This window comes from Rhodococcus sp. 14-2483-1-1, from assembly GCF_002259335.1.
Taxonomy (GTDB): Bacteria; Actinomycetota; Actinomycetes; order Mycobacteriales; family Mycobacteriaceae; genus Rhodococcoides.
This window is the reverse complement of sequence record NZ_NPFX01000020.1, coordinates 121,414-138,967: the sequence shown is the minus strand read 5'-3', so window position 1 is coordinate 138,967 and position 17,554 is coordinate 121,414. Positions and strand designations below refer to the sequence as shown.

Below are 17,554 nucleotides of genomic sequence, written 5' to 3'. Positions count from 1 at the left end.
GTCGTCGATCAAAGCGTCAAGGTGCCGGCGCGATGGCTGCGGCGAGATCGAGAATGGCGGTCAAGTCGGCTTCGTCGACCAGACCGAGGATGCGGCCGGCGAGCTCGCCGGCACGAAAATCGTTGCCGCAGTTGGCGAGAAACTTCTCCAGCAGACGGTCGTCGCTCAGCGGGAACCCGGCGGATCCCTGACTGCCGCCGACGGAGGCGTCGAGCACTCGACCGTCGGTGAGGGTGAGAACCGCCCTGCCCGACGCGGCCGCCGCGGGAACCTCGGACGGCAGGTTCGTCACCCGTACCTTGCGGGCGGTGACGAGGACGTCCTGACGTGCAATGGATTCGTCGGTGTAGGTCGAGACGGTGATCGCGCCGTCGTGCAGCAGAGCGGCCACGCTCCAGGGCAGATCGAACTTGCCGTCGTACGTGCTGCGCGGTGACGCGACCCCGGTGTTCGGACCACAGACGAACGGACTCGAATCTGGGTGAACGAAGACCTCGATGTCGGCCACGTCGCGCGCTTGAACCGCATTGTCCCCGAGCGCCTTCGACACTGCGTCGAGTGTGACGTGCATGAGCTGACAACTGGGGTACGGCTTGATGCCGATTCGGGTGGCTTCCCACCGCGTCCCGAGTCCTTCTGTCAGGGCTGCGAAGTTCGTCGGCCGATCGGTCAGCGCAGCGTAGATGCCGCGTCGACCTTCCAGAACCGAGGACGGTCCAGTAGCGCCGGCGGCGGCGAGTCGGGCAGCCAGCACACCGTTCATGCTGGCCGATCCCGGATGCAGTGCCTTGGTATCGGCGTCGGTATCGAGAAACTCGAGCAATCCCGAACTCGACGACCCGGCGATACCCAGAGCGTTGACCAACGCCTCGGTGTCGAATTTCGAGAGATGTCCGGCAACGAGTGCGGCCGTCAGCGGTCCCACCGCCGCGGTCGCGTGGACACCCCGAGCGTGAAATCCATGCGGACTGACTTCACCCAGGCGACAGGCGGTTTCGAGTCCGAGAGCCGCGGCGGTCAGCACATCCGCCCCGGAGGCCGACACCTGCTGCCCGACGGCGAATGCCGCGGGAAGAGATACCGCCGTCGCGTGGACCAGAGCGCCCGCGTGCGTGTCGTCGAAGTCCAGCGAGTGCAGCATCACCCCGGTCGCGAAAGCGGCTGCCGGCGCGGACAGGCCGCGGGTGCCGGTAAGAGGCCGCGCCTCCGGTGGGCCGCCGAGAGCGTCGGCCACAGTCCAGCCCGGTCGGCCGTAGCCGAGGCGTTGGGCCGCAACGGTATTGCCCACGCCGTCGAGTAGGTGACGCGCGGCCGCGTGCCGGACGTTCTCCGGCAGGTCGGCAACGGTGACACCCGATGCCCACTCCGCCAGGATCGCCGAGGTCACGCCCGAACCTCGTCCTTCGCCGTTCCGAAGGCACCCTCCGCCTTCAGTTTTGCGACGCGTTCGTCGTCGTAGCCCAGTTGGTCGCGCACGATGTCGTCGAAGTGCTCGTTGCGCTGCGGCGCTCGGCGGTACTGCTTGGCCTCGGAACCGAAGTTCACCGGTGAGGCGACCTGGCGAACCGTGTTGTACACCGGGTGCTCGGTCTCGACCACAAGATTGCGTGCGAGCGTGTGAGGTTCGGTCAGCGCATGCTCGACGTCGTTGATCGGACCGGTCGGCACCCCGGCCGGGCCGAGCTTCGATAGCCAGTGCTCGACGGTATTCGTAGCGAACACCGCTTCCAGGATCGGCAAGAGCACGTCCTGATTCTTGCCCCGCAGCGAGAAGTTGGTGAACCGCGGATCGGCACCGAGGTCCGGGCGATCGATGGCAACCACCAAGCGGTCCCAGAATTTCTCCTTCGCGCAGCCGACGATGAGCCAGCCGTCCGTCGCCTCGAAGGCCTGGAACGGCACCAGGGACGGGTGAGCGGAGTTCTTCGTGCGGATCGGTTCGAAGCCGGCGTTGAGGTGCCACGTTGCGGGATACGTGAGCAGTGACATCGCCGTGTCGTACAACGAGACGTCGCAGTCCCCGCCGATGCCGTCGCGTCGGGCAGCGTGCAATCCCGACAGCAGCGAAATGGCAGCGACGAATCCACCGGAGTAATCGACCAGCGACAGACCGGATTTGGTGGGCGGGCCGTCCGGGTCGCCGGTGACGCTCATCCAGCCGGCGAGACCCTGAAGGATGTAGTCGTAGCCAGGCTCTTTCGCGCGAGGGCCGGTCATACCGAAGCCGGTGAGACTGCAGCACACGATCGCGGGATTGAGGTGCTTGAGCTGGTCGTAGGTGATGCCGATCTTCTCGGGCACATCACCGCGGAGGTTGGAATAGACGGCGTCGCTGGTACGGACGAGGTCCTCGAACACCGCTCGGCCACTCGGGGTCGAGAGATCAAGGGAGAGACTGCGCTTGTTGCGGTTGAAGCTCTCGAAGAACAGCGAGTCCTCGCCCTCGTTGTAGGGCGGGACGTAGCGGCCGACGTCGCCGCCCACACTGGGGTCCTCGATCTTGATGACATCCGCGCCGAGGTCAGCCAGATGCAGGCTGCCGAACGGGCCTGCCCCGTACTGCTCGAGGGAGATGATGCGGACGTCTTCGAGTGGCCTCATGCGTCGGAATCTTTCGTCGTGGGGAGTTCGAGCGGGCCGTTCTTCGCTTCGGGGAAGTAGTTCTGCCCGATGCCACTGTCGCGGGTGGCGACCATGACCGAGCGCTTCCATGAAATGACTTCGACGCCATCCTGATTGAGGCCGCGGGTGATCATCGAGACGATGCCGGCATAGGGGCGTGATTCGGACTTGCGCAGTCCGGTGCAGATGCTTTCGGCGTAGAGCGTGTCGCCTGCGTACACCGGGTGCGACATCTTGATGTCGGTGAAGGCGAGGTTCGAGATCGCGTTCTGACTCATGTCGATCACCGAAAGTCCCAGCACCACAGAGACTGTGAAGCCGGAGTTGACGATGACCTTCCCATCGGTGATGGGGTTCTGCGATGCCAGGTGCGCGTTGAAATGGTTCTGGTTGGTGTTGAGCGACAGCAGCGTGATCCACGTGTTGTCGGTCTCCGAGATCGTCCGCCCGAAGGGATGTTGGTAGACGTCCCCCACGGCGTAGTCGTCGAAGAAGCGCCCCAGAACGGCCGGATGGATTGCCACCGTGTCTCCTCGTGTCAGTTTGGCGAGTGCCTTACCTAGACCATAAACATCAGATGTTTACGGCGTCAAGGGTTCGAGAAAACCGACAATCAACGAAGTTCAGGTGAATCGACCCGATAAAGAGCAGATGTTTACGGGTTGCGGAGTCGATCCATCTGTCGGTACGAGTCGCCGAGGTGGTCGAGATGCTTGCGCATCAAGTCCATCGCGGCCATCGAATCACCCGCTTGCACCACGTCCAGCAGTCCTCGGTGGTCGCTGTCGACGCACTGCCAGAAGCCCTCGGGCGCGTGGTCGCGACCGAATCGACCGGACAGGACGCGAAAGACAGGAGCGGTGATGAGCTCGAGCAGGGGGTTGTGGGCCGCGCGAAGCAAGACGAGGTGGAATTCCTGGTTCTTGGCGAAGGTCTCGGGCCCCTGCACTTGATTGGGGTCGAAGATCGTCGCGTTGAGCTGCTCTAGATGCTCGTCGGTGCGGCGGAACGCAGCAATGCCTGCGGCCGGTACCTCCATCAGGTTGCGCACTTCCATCAGCTGGTCGACGGTGACGGTTTCGGCTGCGGCCATCAGGGCCACACCGGTCTCCAGATGCTCACTGATGTGTCCGACGCTGGGGACGGCGACGAAGCTCCCTCCGGTCACTCCCCTGGTCGTCTCGATCAGGTTCTGACTGGCCAGGGACCGGAGAGCTTCACGAATGGTGCTACGGCCGACGCCGAACTCGGCGGTGAGCTCGGACTCGCCTGGTAGCCGCTCCCCCGGTTGCAGCTCACCGGACAGAATGCGGCTCCGAAGATGGCCGGCGAGAACCGCATACGCGGGGACACTCTTGGCGGTGGCCTTGAGCGAAGCCGATTGAGCCACTTCTGCCCCCTGGTTGTCGACGACGGGTACTGGTCGGCTCGAGCTTAGCCTGGCCGATGCTCGGAGATGCAGGGATCGCAACCCTCGATACATCCGCTCTTTCGTAGGAAAAATCCGACACCGTCGCGGACGAGACTGGAAATTTAGACAAAGTAGACGCAATACATCAGAGGTATTGCTTTTCCGGTTGATCATCAGCACTATGACTCATGTCACCTCAGCGGTGACCCAACGACTTCGTAAACAGGCGGAGCACGCCTTCCCGCTCCACTCGGGCACCGACAGAACGGACGCAGCATGAAACGCATTGGAGTCGACGTCGGCGGCACGTTCACCGACCTCGTCCTGTGGGACGACGACGGCACGGTCGTCGTGCACAAGACCCCGTCCACCAACCACGATCCCTCGATCGGCACGATGGACGGAATCAAGGTCCTCGCCGAACGCGCAGGGATCGACCCGTCCGAAATCGACATGTTCTTCCACGGCACCACCGTGGCCACCAACATCGTGCTCGAGCACAACGGCTGCGACGTCGGCATGATCACCACCGAGGGTTTCCGCGACCTGCTGCACATCGCACGCAAGAAGCGTCCTCTCAATTACTCGAATTACCAGGATCTTCCGTGGCAGAAGTGGCAGCTCGTGCCGCGACGCAACCGTCGGGTAGTCCCCGAACGCATCGATGCAGCAGGAAATATTCTGACTCCGCTCGATGAAGATGCTGTGCGAGAACAGGTTCGACTGCTACGTGAGCGAGGCGTGCAGGCCATCGCCGTCGCATTCCTTCACGCGTACCGCAATCCGACTCACGAGCAACGCGTCAGAGCCATCATCGAGGAGGAGTTCCCCGGCGTCTTCATCTCCCTCTCCAGCGAGGTGGCCCCGCAATACCGGGAGTACGAACGCTTTTCGACCGCCGCGCTCAACGCCTTCATCGGACCGAAGACCTCGAAGTACATCGAGAACCTCGCCGGTAAGGCCAAGGCGGCGCAGGTCGGCGAAGACGTACACCTCATGACCTCGGCCGGCGGGCTAGTCACCTCGCGCAGCGCCAGCGAAATCCCGGTCTCACTCCTGACCAGCGGTGTGGTCGCCGGCCTGCTCGGTGGCTGCGCCATCGGCAAGGCATCCGGCTTCCCCAGTGTTATCACTCTCGATGTCGGTGGCACCTCTGCGGATGTCGGCGTGGCCCCGGACGGCGCGCTACGGATGAAGCATCTGCTCGACACGCGGATCGGTGACTATCACGCGATGGTGCCGATGGCCGAGGTCGACACCATCGGTGCCGGAGGCGGTTCCATCGCCGTGGTCGACGACGGGGGCATGTTCCGCGTCGGACCACGCAGTGCGGGTGCCGTTCCCGGTCCCGCCTGCTACGGACACGGCGGCATCGAACCGACCTCCACCGATGCCATGGTGATGATGGGATGGCTGCGCGAGAAGAGCTTCCTGTCCGGAACCATGGAGGTCAAGCCCGAGCTGGCGCGCGAAGCGATTCAGACTCACATCGCCGACAAGCTCGACACACCTCTCGACGACGCCGCGATGGGCATCTTCAAGATCCTCGCCCATTCCATGACCGAGGCGATCAGCCTGCACTCGGTGCGCAAAGGCTATGACCCGCGCGACTTCTCACTGATCGCCGAAGGTGGTGCCGGTCCGCTGTTCGCCTGGCAGATCGCCGACCAGCTCGGTATTCCGCGCGTGATCGTGCCCGGTCACCCCGGCATCACCTCCGCCGTCGGCCTGCTCACCACCGACATCCGCTACGAGGAGCCGACGACGGTGTGGACGTCGTCTGCAGACCCGAACATCGATCTGCTGCAGGAGCAGGTCGAGCGCCTGTCCGCGCTCGCCGTCGCGCAGCTCGAGAAGGACGGTGTTGCGGCCGAGAACATTTCGCTCGAACGCAGCGTCGACTGCCGTTACGTCGGCCAGGGCTACGAATTGCGCGTCGCTGCGCCGGACGGTGAGATCGACGACGTGTGGGTCAAGACCGTCGCGGAGGCGTTCCACGACGTGCACGGCCGCACCTACTCACAACGATTCGACGACAAGCCCGTGCAGCTGATCAACGTCCGAGTCACCGGTGTGGGTGCGGTCCCGCACGTGCAGATCGCCGACATCGCCGTGGGCACCGCCGACTCCTCGGCCGCGATCAAGACGACCACCAAGGCCCTGTTCTGGCAGGACGAGACATCCGCGCCGCAGTGGGTGGACACCCCGGTCTACGAGCGGTCGTTGTTGTTGGCGAACAACGAGATCGACGGTCCTGCGATCGTCGAACAGTTCGATTCCACCACGATCATCGGTATGAACCAGCACGCCACCGTCGACGCCGTCGGCCACATCATCATCGAGAGGAACCCCGCATGAGCAAGGCGCTGATGCCCACCACCGGAGTGTCACTGGCGGGCGAATCCACTCGAACCTGGAACGACGTCGAGGTCGATCCCATCACGCTGCGCGTCATCGGCGGAGCCCTCCAGTCGATGGCCAAAGAGATGGCCCAGGTGCTCTACCGCATGGCGTACTCCTCGCTCATCCGAGAGTCCGAGGACCTCGGCGCGGGCATCTTCGACATCAACGGACGTGAACTGTGCGAATCGGATTCGACTCCGATGCACTGTGGGTCGATTCCCGCCTACATCAAGGGCGTCAACCGTCGCCTCGCCGGAACGTACAAGCCCGGAGACGTGGTGCTGCACAATCATCCGTACCACGGAGCGGCTCACTCCCCCGATTACGGCGTGATCATTCCGATCTTCTGGCAGGGCGAGCACATCGGCTTCGCCGGGTGTACCGGTCACGTGTCCGACGTCGGCGGCAACTTCCCCGGCCTGTGCATGGACGTCGTCGACGTGTGGGCCGAGGGCAAGCTGATGGACTCGATGAAGATCTACGAGGCCGGCGTCCGCAACGACTACCTGATCCAGCACATCCTCGACAACGTCCGTACACCGGAGCAGAACCGCGGCGACCTCGAAGCCTTGATCGCGTGCTCGCGGATCGGGGAAAAGCGATTCACCGAGCTGCTCGAGAAGTACGGCCTCGACACCGTGATGAGTGCGGGCGAACGCTGGATGGACTACTCCGAATCCATGCTGCGCAGAAAGATTCGAGAGATTCCCGACGGCAGCTACACCGCCCCCATCGGATACCTCGACGACGACGGTAAGAACCGCGACGAACCGCTCAAGGTGGCCGTGCGGGTGCAGGTCGAGGGCGAGGACATCCTCATCGACCTCACCGGCTCGAACAGCCAGGTGCCCACCGCGTTCAATGTCCCGTTCGAGGGTTCGGTTCTGCCGGTGGCCGTCTCGGCCATTCGTACGATTCTGCTCGACGAGGACCTGACCGAGGAATTCGTTCCGCAGAACGACGGGTGCTTCCGTCCGGTCAAGGCCTATGCGCCCGAGGGCACGATCTTCAACCCGGACTTCCCTGCGTCATGCTTCGCGCGGTTCTCGCAGGTGAACCGGGTGTTCGACTCGATCAACCTGGCTCTGGCCCCGGTGCTTCCGGATCATGCGATCGCAGGGTCGTCTGCCGCTCTATGCGCCATCGCCTACTCCGGTATCGCGCCGGACGGCGAATCCTATTGGGTCTACATCGAAATCAACGAGGGCTCGTACGGCGGCCGCAACGGCAAGGACGGTATGGACGCCGTCGACGCCCTGATGGCGAACACTCGCAACAACCCGATCGAGGAGCTCGAGCTCAACCACGCCATGCGCGCGTTGCGTTACGAGCTGCGCGACGAGGCTCCCGCGCCAGGGAAGTGGCGCGGCGGTATCGGCAGTGTGCGCAAGTGGTTGATGGAGACCGATACGTTCCTCGGTTCCGAGGCCGACAACCGGTCGGATCCTCCGGCCGGAGCCCTCGGTGGCCACAACGGTGTGTCCGGCTCGTTCACCAGGAATGCCGGGACCGACCGCGAGGAAGTGTTGTACTCCAAGGTCACTCAAGAGACGATTCGTTCCGGTGAGACGCTGGAGATCAAGCTCCCCTCGGGCGGTGGCTTCGGAAACCCGTTCGAGCGTGATCCGTTCCAGGTGCTCAGCGACGTCTGGGACGAGTACCTCACCGAGGACGATGCTCGACGCGACTACGGTGTGGTCGTGAACACCGATTCGTGGACGGTCGACGAGGACGCGACGGCCGAGCTGCGCGCCCGGAGCGCAGCCTGATCGAGGACGGGACCTTCGGCGGTGTCGTCCGGTGGATCGACGACCGGAACGATACCCCGGGGCCCCTGTCCGGCCTGCGCATCGGCGTCAAGGACAACATCGACGTGGCCGGCGTCGAGACCACCTGCGCGTCGGAGTTCTTCGAGGACAACGTCGCCGCGTCGGACGCCGAAGTCGTCTCCCGCCTGCGACGCGCAGGCGGGTCGGTGGTCGCGAAACTGAACATGGCCGAGTTCGCCGTCGGCGTCACCTCGCAGAATTCGGCCGCCGGCCCGTCGTACAACCCGTGGAATCGCACCCGGGTGCCCGGCGGATCGAGTGGCGGATCGGGGATTGCCGTCGCCGCTGGATTAGTCGACGCATCCCTGGGCACCGACACCGGCGGGTCGGTGCGCCTACCCGCCGCGGCATGCGGACTCACCGGTCTCCGCCCGAGCTGGGGATCGATCAGCAACCACGGTGTGTTCCCGGTGAGCGAGCAGTTCGACACCGTAGGCCCGATGGCGCGGTCGGTTACCGAGCTGAAAGCCCTGTTCGACGTCCTGTCCCCCAGCCCATCCGAGCCCTCGGAGGTCACACGCATCGGCGTGCCCACTGTGTTCCTCACCGCGGACGTGGACTTTGGCGTTGCGCAGACCGTCGCGGTCGCGGTGCGCACGTTCGCCGAACTGGGGTACGAGATCGTCCCCATCCAACTCGAACACGCCGCCGACGCCCAGGACATCGTCTACACGATCGTGTACGGCGACCTCGCTCGCTGCCACCGGCACCGGCTCGCCAGCGAGCCTTCACGCTTCCAACCCGCGACCTACGAGCGAATAGCGTTGGGCCTGAGCATCTCCGAGTCCGACTGTGCCCGTGCACTCGCTGGCCGCGATCGATTCCGCAAGGCCATGACCACCACGTTCGCGACGGTCGACGTGGTGTTGACTCCGGTCATGCCCGTCGATGTTCCCCCGAGGGACGGGGGTGACGACGTTGTCGCGCTCTCGCGCCGGATGGGACAATTCACGTACCCGTGGTCGTTGCACGACGGCCCGACGCTGGCTCTGCCGGTTGGGTTCCACCCGTCCTCGGGCATGCCGGTGGGAGCGCAGCTCACCGCTGCGGCGCACCGTGAGGGTGCATTGTTCGGCGTCGGCGAGCGCTATCAGTCGGTGAGCAACTGGCATCGAGCCGCGCCACCGCATACATCAGATCTTTAACCAGTGTTGCGTGGTCAATCTTCAGGCTTTGTCCGGATTTACCTCACCTTGACGCCTAAAACATCTTATGTTTAGGTAGAAGGCAGCTGTTACGTACGTCTCACTACGGGTGAACATGCGACAGCCGACACTCCCACTTCGGCACCGTCACGCCGATCATCCAGCGAGGACGCAGATGCATTTACGCCGAGCCACGTCCATCATGGCAGCACTGACGCTGTCCACCGCATTGGTGGCCTGTGGATCCGATCCCGGTCCCGACGCGGACCCGGCCAACCCGGTCACGATCGACGTCACCGTCTCGGCAGCGGCCGAAATCTACAGCATCCCTTGGCTTGTCGCGCAAAAACAGGGACTGTTCGAGAAGCACGGTGTGATCGTGGAGAACATCGTTCCGGGTAAGGGCGGCAGCGCGACCATGCGCACGCTGCTCGACGGCAACATCCCCATCGGCGAAGTCAGCTACCCGTCGATCGTCCAGGCGGACGCGGCCGGCTCCGAGCTGCGCATCGTCGGCGGTGGCACTCAGGGGCCGTACCCGATGAATTTCTACGCGCTCGCCTCGAACCCAAACATCAACTCCATCGAGGACGTCCGCCGGTGGGCCTACACCCGCCCCAACTCGGCCTCCGACGCCCTCACCCGCCTCATTCCCTCACTCGCGGGCGTCGACCCGAGCCAGATCGAGCGGGTTGCCTCCGGCGGAATCGGCGAAGGCTTCGCACTGCTCGAAGCCGGCAACGTCGATATCGCCCTCGTTCCCTCCATCGTCGCCGAGCAGCGACCCGAGGACTTCAAGCTGATCGTGAGCAGCCCCGACTACATGTCACGGTTCTTGCAGTCGACGATCACCACGACCAAGGACTACGCCGCGAGCAACCCCGGCGTCGTACGAGCCATCAACGCCGGCTACACCGAGGCGGTCGCGTCGATCGAGGCCGATCCTGTTGCGGCTGCCGAGATCTACGCGGCATACACGGGATTCGACGTCGAGTCGGCCACCGCAGTGGTCGAACGCGCGTCCTCGGTCGGCACTTGGGGCGGCGGATTCGACACAGCGTCCGTCGAATCCGCCCAGGACGGCGTGGAAGCGTCGGGGAGCGATCGCGTACCCAATTTCTGCACTCTGTTCGACCCGGAGTTCCTCGCCGAAGGAGTCGAAAACGATGTCCCCGGCGACTGCGACTCCTGACCCAAATTTCCCACCACCAGAAGGTATCGACGTGACTCACGCAGCGACTCGACCCCGCCCCGACACCACCTCCGCCATCGCCGTCGCATCGTCGGTGTCACGGCGCTTCGGTGATGTGACCGCTCTCCACGAGATCGACTTGTCCATCGGCCGAGGCGAATTCGTCTCCGTCGTCGGGCCCAGTGGCTGCGGCAAGTCCACTCTGCTCGAGGTGTTCGCCGGACTACAGGATCACGACGGCGGCACCGTGCACGTCGACGGCCAACCGCTCACCGGCCCTCGATCCAAGACTGCAGTCATCTTCCAGGAATCGGCTACGCTGCCCTGGCGGACCGTCCGCGACAACGTCGCGTTCGCTCTCGAAGTCCGGGGTGTCGGGAAGAAAGAACGTCGGTCCCGCGCCGACGAGTTGCTGAACACCGTGGGGCTGAGCAAGTTCGGCGACCACTACCCCACCCAGTTGTCCGGCGGTATGCGCCAGCGTGTGGCCATCGCGCGCTGCCTGTCCATGGAGCCCGACCTGATTCTCGCGGACGAGCCGTTCGGTGCACTCGACGAGCAAACGCGACTGGTGATGTCGTACGAGCTGCTCAAGATCGTCGAAAAGCTTACGTGCGGAGTCTTGTTCATCACCCACAGCATCCAGGAAGCAGTACTGCTGTCCGATCGCGTGCTCGTGATGAGTGCGCGGCCCGGTCGATTCATCGACGAGGTGGACATCGACCTCCCGCGTCCACGGTCCGAAGACGTCTTGGCCAGTCCCGACGCTGTCGCTCTGCACGAACGTATCTGGTCGCGGCTGCGGGACGAGGCCAAGAAGACGATGAGTATCGAACCATGAGTGCCCCCACGCGCCAGAGCACGCGCGCATCTGTGGTCCCCGGATACATTCGGCCGGCCCCCTCCACTCAACTCGGTCTCCCCGCATGGGGATGGACCGTGCTGATCCTCGTCGCGGCACTGGTGACCATCGACATCTCGGCACGGTTCTTCGCCTCACCCCTGGACATCGTTCCGGTGACCGACATGATCTCGACGTCGCTGAGCTTGCTGACTGACCCTGACTTCCTGATCGACGAGTTGGGCCGAACGCTGGGCATCATCGTCCTGGCGTTTGTGCTCAGCTCCGTACTCGGTGTCGCCGCCGCGTACGTTCTGTGGCGGTACGAGTTGTGGGACAGAGCGTTTCAGCCCTATCTCAACGTCTACTACGCCGTCCCGACGTTCGCGCTGTACCCCATCATGGTGGTGCTGTTCGGTGCCGGTGTGGCTCCGATCGCCATTCTGTCCACCATCTTCGCCTTCGGTGTGGTGGCGTTGAATGCGCGCACCGGTTTCAACTCGGTGTCGCCGATCGTCACCAAGCTCGGCACCACACTGATGCTCACGCGGTGGCAGTACTTCCGATCGGTGCTGCTTCCGTATGCGTTGCCGAGCATAGTGACCGGACTCAAGCTGGGGCTCTCGTACGCCGTCATCTCCGTGTTGGCCAGTGAGTTCATCCTGTCGACGCAGGGGCTGGGCCACTTCATCTCCATTGCCTACGACGGGTTCGACATCGCCGACATGTACGCCGGGATCCTCATCGTGGCGCTGATCGCTCTGCTCTCGACCTCGCTGATCTCTCTCGCGCTCAACCGATTCGATTGGAGGCGCCGCTGATGAGCAGCACCTTGGACAGAGTAGTTTCCGCCCCGACGATTCCCCCGAAGGTGACCTCATCCGCGGGCCGCACCAACGCGCGACGGTTCCTCCCTCCTCTGGTCGTGGCCGTCGTGGCGGTCCTGATCTGGTGGGTCGCGGCGGTTCTCGTCGACAGTCTCATCTTCCCGACGCCTGCCGAGGCCATGGCCTCGCTCGTCGAGGACCTGGGCAAGGCAGACTTCCGGGCCAATGTCGGCGACTCGCTGCGTATTCTCTTGCTCGCGTTTCTGGCCAGCACCGTCGCGGGTTCCGTGCTGGGTCTGACGCTGGGATTGAGTCCGTTCTGGACCCGAACCATCGCCCCGATCGTCTACTCGATCAACAGCATTCCGAAGATCGTGCTGTATCCGATCTTCCTGTCGTTCCTCGGCATCGGCGCACTGAGCCGATTCGGATTTTCCTTCTACGCCGCCTTCATCCCGATGTTCCTCGTAGCCGTCGAGGCCACCGCATCGGTCCAGAGAATTCATCTGAAGATGGCGGCGTCACTGCAAGTGAGCTGGCCCAGGTTGATCCGTCAGATCGTCATTCCCGCCGTGCTCCCAGCATTGGCGACGGGTATGCGGATGACCTTCGGCCTGGCGTTCCTGGGACTGCTTCTCGCCGAGATGTTCTCATCGTCCAGCGGCATCGGATACGAACTGCTCCGCAACGTCAGCCTCGTGCGGATGGAGAACATCATGGGCACGGTTGTGTTGATCCTGGTGATGGCACTGCCACCCACGATTGCCCTGCAGTGGTTGGAAACTCGTATCACCTCGAAATACGGTGCTGTTTGACCTATCGACATTCGACCCACGTTCCTACACAAATCGATACAGCGGCAGAGGCGGGAAAGCAAGATGCCCCAGCAATCACCGACTCACGACAGGATTGACACCAAAGTAGAACCGAGTGACGCAAGCACAGACCAACGTTAAGCGACCCGTCCTCAAGCTTAGGTCCGCAGCCATCGCGGGTCTGCCTTGCACTCAGCACGGGCACCTAGTAGCGAGCGCAGGCACGTTGGACGAGATTCCGGAGACTCTGATATCCGGGATCTACCGGTTTCTCTTCGAAGAACCGCAGTACAATTTCCTGCCCTGCGAAAAGTCCGCAACGCGCGTCTTGTCTCCGGTATCATCGATACATGCACTCGTGGACCGTACGTGACTTCAAAGCAATTGGATTCTCACGCATTGACTTCAAGAATAAGAACTTGACAATACTCTGCGGTGTCAACAGCTCGGGGAAGTCATCGATACTTCAGTCACTGCTGCTACTGACCCAGTGCGCGTACCGTACTGGTTCCATCACGCTTAACGGACAGCTGGTACGACTAGGGCTTGGATCCGATGTGATCCGAGATGGCCAGAAGAGCACTCAATTTGAGTTTCTCTTTCCGCTCTCGGACCTGAGAACTGGTACACAGACCAAGGAGATGGAAGTTCGAGTTTCACTTGAGAATGCGGAAAATAAGGCGGACCTTACGGTTAGCGACTTCGAACTTGTAGAACCAGACTCAGGCCGCCCAATTTTCAACGCAACCAGCTCAAGGATTAATGGCACCGACCGAGCAGAAATTTTAGAGGTCCTCGACGACGACCAATTGATCGTTTTACGCATTACTATCGAAAATGGTAAAAAAGCACGCAACCGGCGATATATCCTACTCCGGGGATTAGTCCCGGTCGCTGTCGCTCAACACTCAAACAGCGCACGAATAAGAAAACTCTACGCTGGATCCTTGATTCCACTCGCGAATGCCTCCCAAAATTCACTTCGGTTGCGGTACGTTTTCGTAGAGCTAGCTCGACTAATTTCCAAAAAAGATTATCTAAAACTAGTCTCAAACAGAGACGGCATCGAGATACAATTCACACCATCCGTCAGATGGTCACCTGCTGATTGGAAGTCACTCAGCGATAAACAAAAATTAGAAGTCGCCGACATCGCCGCCGGGCGCCGCTCCGAGAATCCGTGGATAATTCAAGGTACCGATTCCTACCGTCTTCCGCCACGCATCGGAAGGGCTCACGATGGGCTCATTGAAGTTACGACATCCAACGATGACGAACTGACGTTGCATATGCTTAGTGAAGTCGGTGAACAGGTAACCGAGACCGGGGGACTTATAAAATATCTGGGCCCGTTGAGGGACGAACCACGCGTTGTGCATAGCGCGTGGGACGAACGGGTGGAGCCGTTGCCTGTAGGAATACGAGGCGAGCTAACCGCGGAAGTACTTACTAGGCTCAACAACGTTCGCATTAATTATGGCGATATGAGCGGGAATAGAAGGAACGACCTGTTTACCGTTGCAGTCAGCAAGTGGTGTAGCTATCTGGGCATCGGTGACGAAATATCCGTTACCGACCACGGAAAGCTAGGACGAGGGGTTCAGTTACAGGTCGACGGGGCTGACCGAGACCTTACAACCATAGGGGTGGGTGCAAGCCAGCTCCTTCCGGTTCTCGTAGCGGTGCTGTCGGCGCCACCACGGTCGATTTTGCTTGTCGAACAGCCCGAGTTGCATCTACATCCAGCCGTTCAATCCCGGCTCGCAGACTTCTTCCTTTTTGCACGTACTGATATAAAACTAGTCATCGAGACTCACAGCGAATATGTAGTGACCAGGCTCAGACGGCGGGTCGCTGAGGATTCGGTCGATCCTGCCCGCATCGAGGTTGTCTTCGTGGAGCACCGGGACACTGCGTCAATCGCAAGAAGTGTGCCAATAAATGACCTGGGGGACTTCGAATTCTGGCCAGAAGGCTTCTTCGACGCGCAAGACATCGATTCGCTCGCCATTATCCGAGCAATCGACAAGAAGATAGAGAAGCGAGCACACAATGGGTGAGGCGTTATTTGTCGATCCAGCGCTCGTGATACCGTCGAAAGAGAGTGACGCAACTGCGAAGTTTTGGCTGCGGATCGCGGAGTGGGAAAATCTCAGAAATATTTCGCTAGGCTACGCCACCTTTGAGGCTGCGACAGAGTTCTATGGTAATTCACTGCTACCCAATCCACACGCGTGGATACCAAGCGGAATGACAAAATCCGTTCACCGAGTCTTTTCCAGGCTTCTTAGCCGTACCGGAAACGCCGCGGCCGCGAACCCACTCGCTGAAGGCATCAGAATAATCGGAAACTATATACCGAATAATTTTGCTTCCCTACTGACTTCAGACATCGCACATCACAGCGACTTCCCAGAAGTGCATATGGCATCCGATACGACTCATTGGTCACCTCCTCACGAAATCCGGCTTGAAATTAGCCCCGGACCGCCATCCGTCCTAAACCTCTATTTTGACGTGGACAAGCCTACGAAAGCCGATGCACTCGATTTAGTTCATGAATATTTCAAAGAAAGATCTATCTTAATCGTCGGCGGGCAAGTTGAGTTTCGAATACTGGAACGCGCACATGAGATCTGCGGTATTGGAGCTGATCAAATACAATGGTCGGCCAGCGAGAAATCAAAAAAGGCCGCCGGTGTTGAGAGTAAAATTCGCGGGCTGAGCAGCAGCGCTATCATTGTTTGCCTGACAGGCAAGATTGACCATTCTACTTATTACCTAATGAAAAAAACTTGCGGCCGGATCGGCAATACTCTTCACGTAGTTGAAAGTCCCACCGGACTCATTGAGCTGCTGTGTAGTGTCGCAGGTATCAATCATGAGCTAGTAGCGCTTGATTGACTTTTTGCAAAAACTTCCACACCCCAGAATCGATGTGACGCCTGAGCTCACTCATAGCCCTGACCTGCTTACCGGACTGACTGCCATCTTCGTCGATTGCCTCCAACGGTAGACGACCCTGCGGCTGCGTTCAGAGAACTTTACACGACGTGGGGCTTTGACGGCAACGGATTCTCCAGTCGATGACGGTCGCGTCTTTACCGTAAATTTTCGATTTTGAAGATGGCGTCTTCCGGGTCATTTAGAGCAGAACGTACATTGTCGGCCACTTTGTCAATAAGTTTATTTCCCCAGAACGGATCCGACTGATCATACAGAATAACTCGGATATGCCGGAGGTCAAACGGAACATCGTCCTGATTGGATGATACTAAGATGACAGGCTTTTGAAGCGCGTGCGCGAGGCCAAGCTCATAAAAAACATTGGGGTTCTTCGTTGTTAGCTCGGCAATGAGTACGGCAGCATTACTAATTCCTCGCCAAATCTGGTCAATTATTTTGCCAGTACCAAATATATCGGCGTCAGCCCGGACAGCCCGCAGGCCCGTCTGTTCTATCGCAGGTAAAAATATTGATTCATAGTATCCACCCAAAGGCGCTTGAAATGGCTGCATCACAAAACACGTTCCCGCACCTCCAGCTAACGCATCAATTCGTGAGCTGTCCAGCGTCTTCGGTGGCGAGGATTGGTGCCTCTCGTCTCTGCCGATATCGCGTAATCGTGGCCTGTCTCCCGAGTTATCTATTAACTCGGCCTGCTCAAGGGAATCGTTGAAAATCGACAAAAATTCAGCAGTTTTGTCTGCTGGAATTCCAAACTTATCCGTTAGGGCGTTTACAAGAAAGTTTGAATCCGGTAGGTTTTCTCCGCGATAGAAACTATAGACGTCTGATATCTCTGGCGCAGCCAGAACCGCTTCTTGAAACGATGCAACACGATCACCGTCAGACTGAGGCGCGATGGCGCGCCTCGCCCTTTCCTCCAATAGCAGCTTTCCACCTTCAGACTTTATGAATCCATACTTCTTTGCGGAGGAAATTTCTAACTTGTATGCTCCAGTCAATGACCGGCCACCGGCAAAAGCAACGGCCTCTTTTGGAGTTGCCGGGTTCCCACCGTTTTGCTGATATATTGCTTGCGGAATTCTCAACGCCTGGAGCAGAGTATGGCGAGGAAATTTCGCCACTACAGCAGGTAGGTTTTTCGGGCTACCTTTCTTGGTAACGCCCGCCTTCTTCGCCACCTTTGGCGCAGAAGTAGCGCCCGCCTTCTTCGCCACCTTTGGAGCAGAAGTAACCCTCGCCCGACTCGGACTCGGTATAGCGCTCGGACTCGAACCAGCACCATCGGAGGCCGGCACCGCACCAACTTTTTTGTGCACCGATGCGTCATTGCCGTTGGCCGTGTCCGAACTATCCGATGTCATCGCTTACCTTGCCTGTGTCGGGGATCTGGGCCCGGTTAGAAGAGTCCCCAGCTGGTTCTACGCACGGCGTTGAACGGTAACAGAGCACCGAGACGAATGTGATCGAACTGAAGTGAAAATTTCCCGCTGCCGTTGAAC

General features: G+C 60.6%; 14 protein-coding genes. 9 read left to right on the top strand and 5 right to left on the bottom strand.

The features are described from left to right. Nucleotides 1-16: 16 nt before the first annotated feature. From CH294_RS18195 to CH294_RS18180, 4 genes are all read right to left on the bottom strand, one after another. The gene (locus CH294_RS18195; protein WP_052077548.1) at nt 17-1,387 is read right to left on the bottom strand and encodes an MmgE/PrpD family protein; all 1,371 of its coding nucleotides are present in this window, start codon (nt 1,385-1,387) and stop codon (nt 17-19) included. Further along, nucleotides 1,384-2,601: a CoA transferase gene (locus CH294_RS18190; RefSeq protein WP_094738733.1), complete on the bottom strand. Its 1,218-nt coding sequence runs from the start codon at nt 2,599-2,601 to the stop codon at nt 1,384-1,386. Before CH294_RS18190 ends, CH294_RS18195 begins: the two co-directional genes overlap by 4 nt. Then, a complete protein-coding gene (locus CH294_RS18185; protein WP_037148390.1) occupies nt 2,598-3,146 on the bottom strand; it encodes a MaoC family dehydratase in 549 nt (182 codons plus the stop codon). The genes CH294_RS18190 and CH294_RS18185 overlap by 4 nt, the downstream gene beginning before the upstream one ends. 131 nt (nt 3,147-3,277) lie before the next feature. Further along, on the bottom strand, nt 3,278-4,012 hold the full coding sequence (locus tag CH294_RS18180) for a FadR/GntR family transcriptional regulator (protein WP_249305372.1): 735 nt from the start codon (nt 4,010-4,012) through the stop codon (nt 3,278-3,280). Between the two features lie 297 nt (nt 4,013-4,309). On the opposite strand from CH294_RS18180, the gene CH294_RS18175 reads away from it, so the two are divergent. The 9 genes from CH294_RS18175 (at nt 4,310) to CH294_RS27275 (ending at nt 15,989) form a co-directional block, all read left to right on the top strand. After that, the gene (locus tag CH294_RS18175) at nt 4,310-6,391 is read left to right on the top strand and encodes a hydantoinase/oxoprolinase family protein (protein WP_094738732.1); all 2,082 of its coding nucleotides are present in this window, start codon (nt 4,310-4,312) and stop codon (nt 6,389-6,391) included. Beyond that, complete coding sequence (locus tag CH294_RS18170; protein WP_032402635.1) at nt 6,388-8,205, top strand: hydantoinase B/oxoprolinase family protein; 1,818 nt, start codon at nt 6,388-6,390, stop codon at nt 8,203-8,205. Before CH294_RS18175 ends, CH294_RS18170 begins: the two co-directional genes overlap by 4 nt. Then, nucleotides 8,151-9,410 (top strand): amidase, encoded by a 1,260-nt coding sequence (locus CH294_RS18165; protein WP_249305370.1) that lies wholly within the window; start codon nt 8,151-8,153, stop codon nt 9,408-9,410. Before CH294_RS18170 ends, CH294_RS18165 begins: the two co-directional genes overlap by 55 nt. Before the next feature lie 175 nt (nt 9,411-9,585). Beyond that, nucleotides 9,586-10,602 (top strand): ABC transporter substrate-binding protein, encoded by a 1,017-nt coding sequence (locus CH294_RS18160; RefSeq protein WP_032402634.1) that lies wholly within the window; start codon nt 9,586-9,588, stop codon nt 10,600-10,602. A gap of 31 nt (nt 10,603-10,633) precedes the next feature. Next, nucleotides 10,634-11,443 (top strand): ABC transporter ATP-binding protein, encoded by an 810-nt coding sequence (locus CH294_RS18155; RefSeq protein ID WP_094718945.1) that lies wholly within the window; start codon nt 10,634-10,636, stop codon nt 11,441-11,443. Further along, complete coding sequence (locus CH294_RS18150) at nt 11,440-12,264, top strand: ABC transporter permease (protein ID WP_094738731.1); 825 nt, start codon at nt 11,440-11,442, stop codon at nt 12,262-12,264. Before CH294_RS18155 ends, CH294_RS18150 begins: the two co-directional genes overlap by 4 nt. A gap of 50 nt (nt 12,265-12,314) precedes the next feature. Next, a complete protein-coding gene (locus tag CH294_RS18145) occupies nt 12,315-13,085 on the top strand; it encodes an ABC transporter permease subunit (RefSeq protein WP_249305368.1) in 771 nt (256 codons plus the stop codon). Between the two features lie 350 nt (nt 13,086-13,435). Beyond that, entirely contained in the window at nt 13,436-15,145 is a 1,710-nt protein-coding gene (locus CH294_RS18140) for a DUF3696 domain-containing protein (RefSeq protein WP_094738729.1), read from the top strand. After that, the gene (locus CH294_RS27275; protein ID WP_141216523.1) at nt 15,138-15,989 is read left to right on the top strand and encodes a hypothetical protein; all 852 of its coding nucleotides are present in this window, start codon (nt 15,138-15,140) and stop codon (nt 15,987-15,989) included. The genes CH294_RS18140 and CH294_RS27275 overlap by 8 nt, the downstream gene beginning before the upstream one ends. Before the next feature lie 197 nt (nt 15,990-16,186). On the opposite strand, the gene CH294_RS18135 is transcribed toward CH294_RS27275, so the two are convergent. Beyond that, nucleotides 16,187-17,269 carry a hypothetical protein gene (locus CH294_RS18135; protein ID WP_212709811.1) on the bottom strand — a complete coding sequence of 361 codons (1,083 nt, stop codon included), beginning with the start codon at nt 17,267-17,269 and terminating at the stop codon, nt 16,187-16,189. Nucleotides 17,270-17,554: the final 285 nt, after the last annotated feature.

Coding starts and splice junctions, on each gene's coding strand:
- CH294_RS18160 (WP_032402634.1), top strand. CDS start 9,586: ATGCATTTACGCCGAGCCACGTCCATCATGGCAGCACTGACGCTGTCC.
- CH294_RS18170 (WP_032402635.1), top strand. CDS start 6,388: ATGAGCAAGGCGCTGATGCCCACCACCGGAGTGTCACTGGCGGGCGAA.
- CH294_RS27275 (WP_141216523.1), top strand. CDS start 15,138: ATGGGTGAGGCGTTATTTGTCGATCCAGCGCTCGTGATACCGTCGAAA.
- CH294_RS18175 (WP_094738732.1), top strand. CDS start 4,310: ATGAAACGCATTGGAGTCGACGTCGGCGGCACGTTCACCGACCTCGTC.
- CH294_RS18190 (WP_094738733.1), bottom strand. CDS start 2,601: ATGAGGCCACTCGAAGACGTCCGCATCATCTCCCTCGAGCAGTACGGG.
- CH294_RS18150 (WP_094738731.1), top strand. CDS start 11,440: ATGAGTGCCCCCACGCGCCAGAGCACGCGCGCATCTGTGGTCCCCGGA.
- CH294_RS18140 (WP_094738729.1), top strand. CDS start 13,436: ATGCACTCGTGGACCGTACGTGACTTCAAAGCAATTGGATTCTCACGC.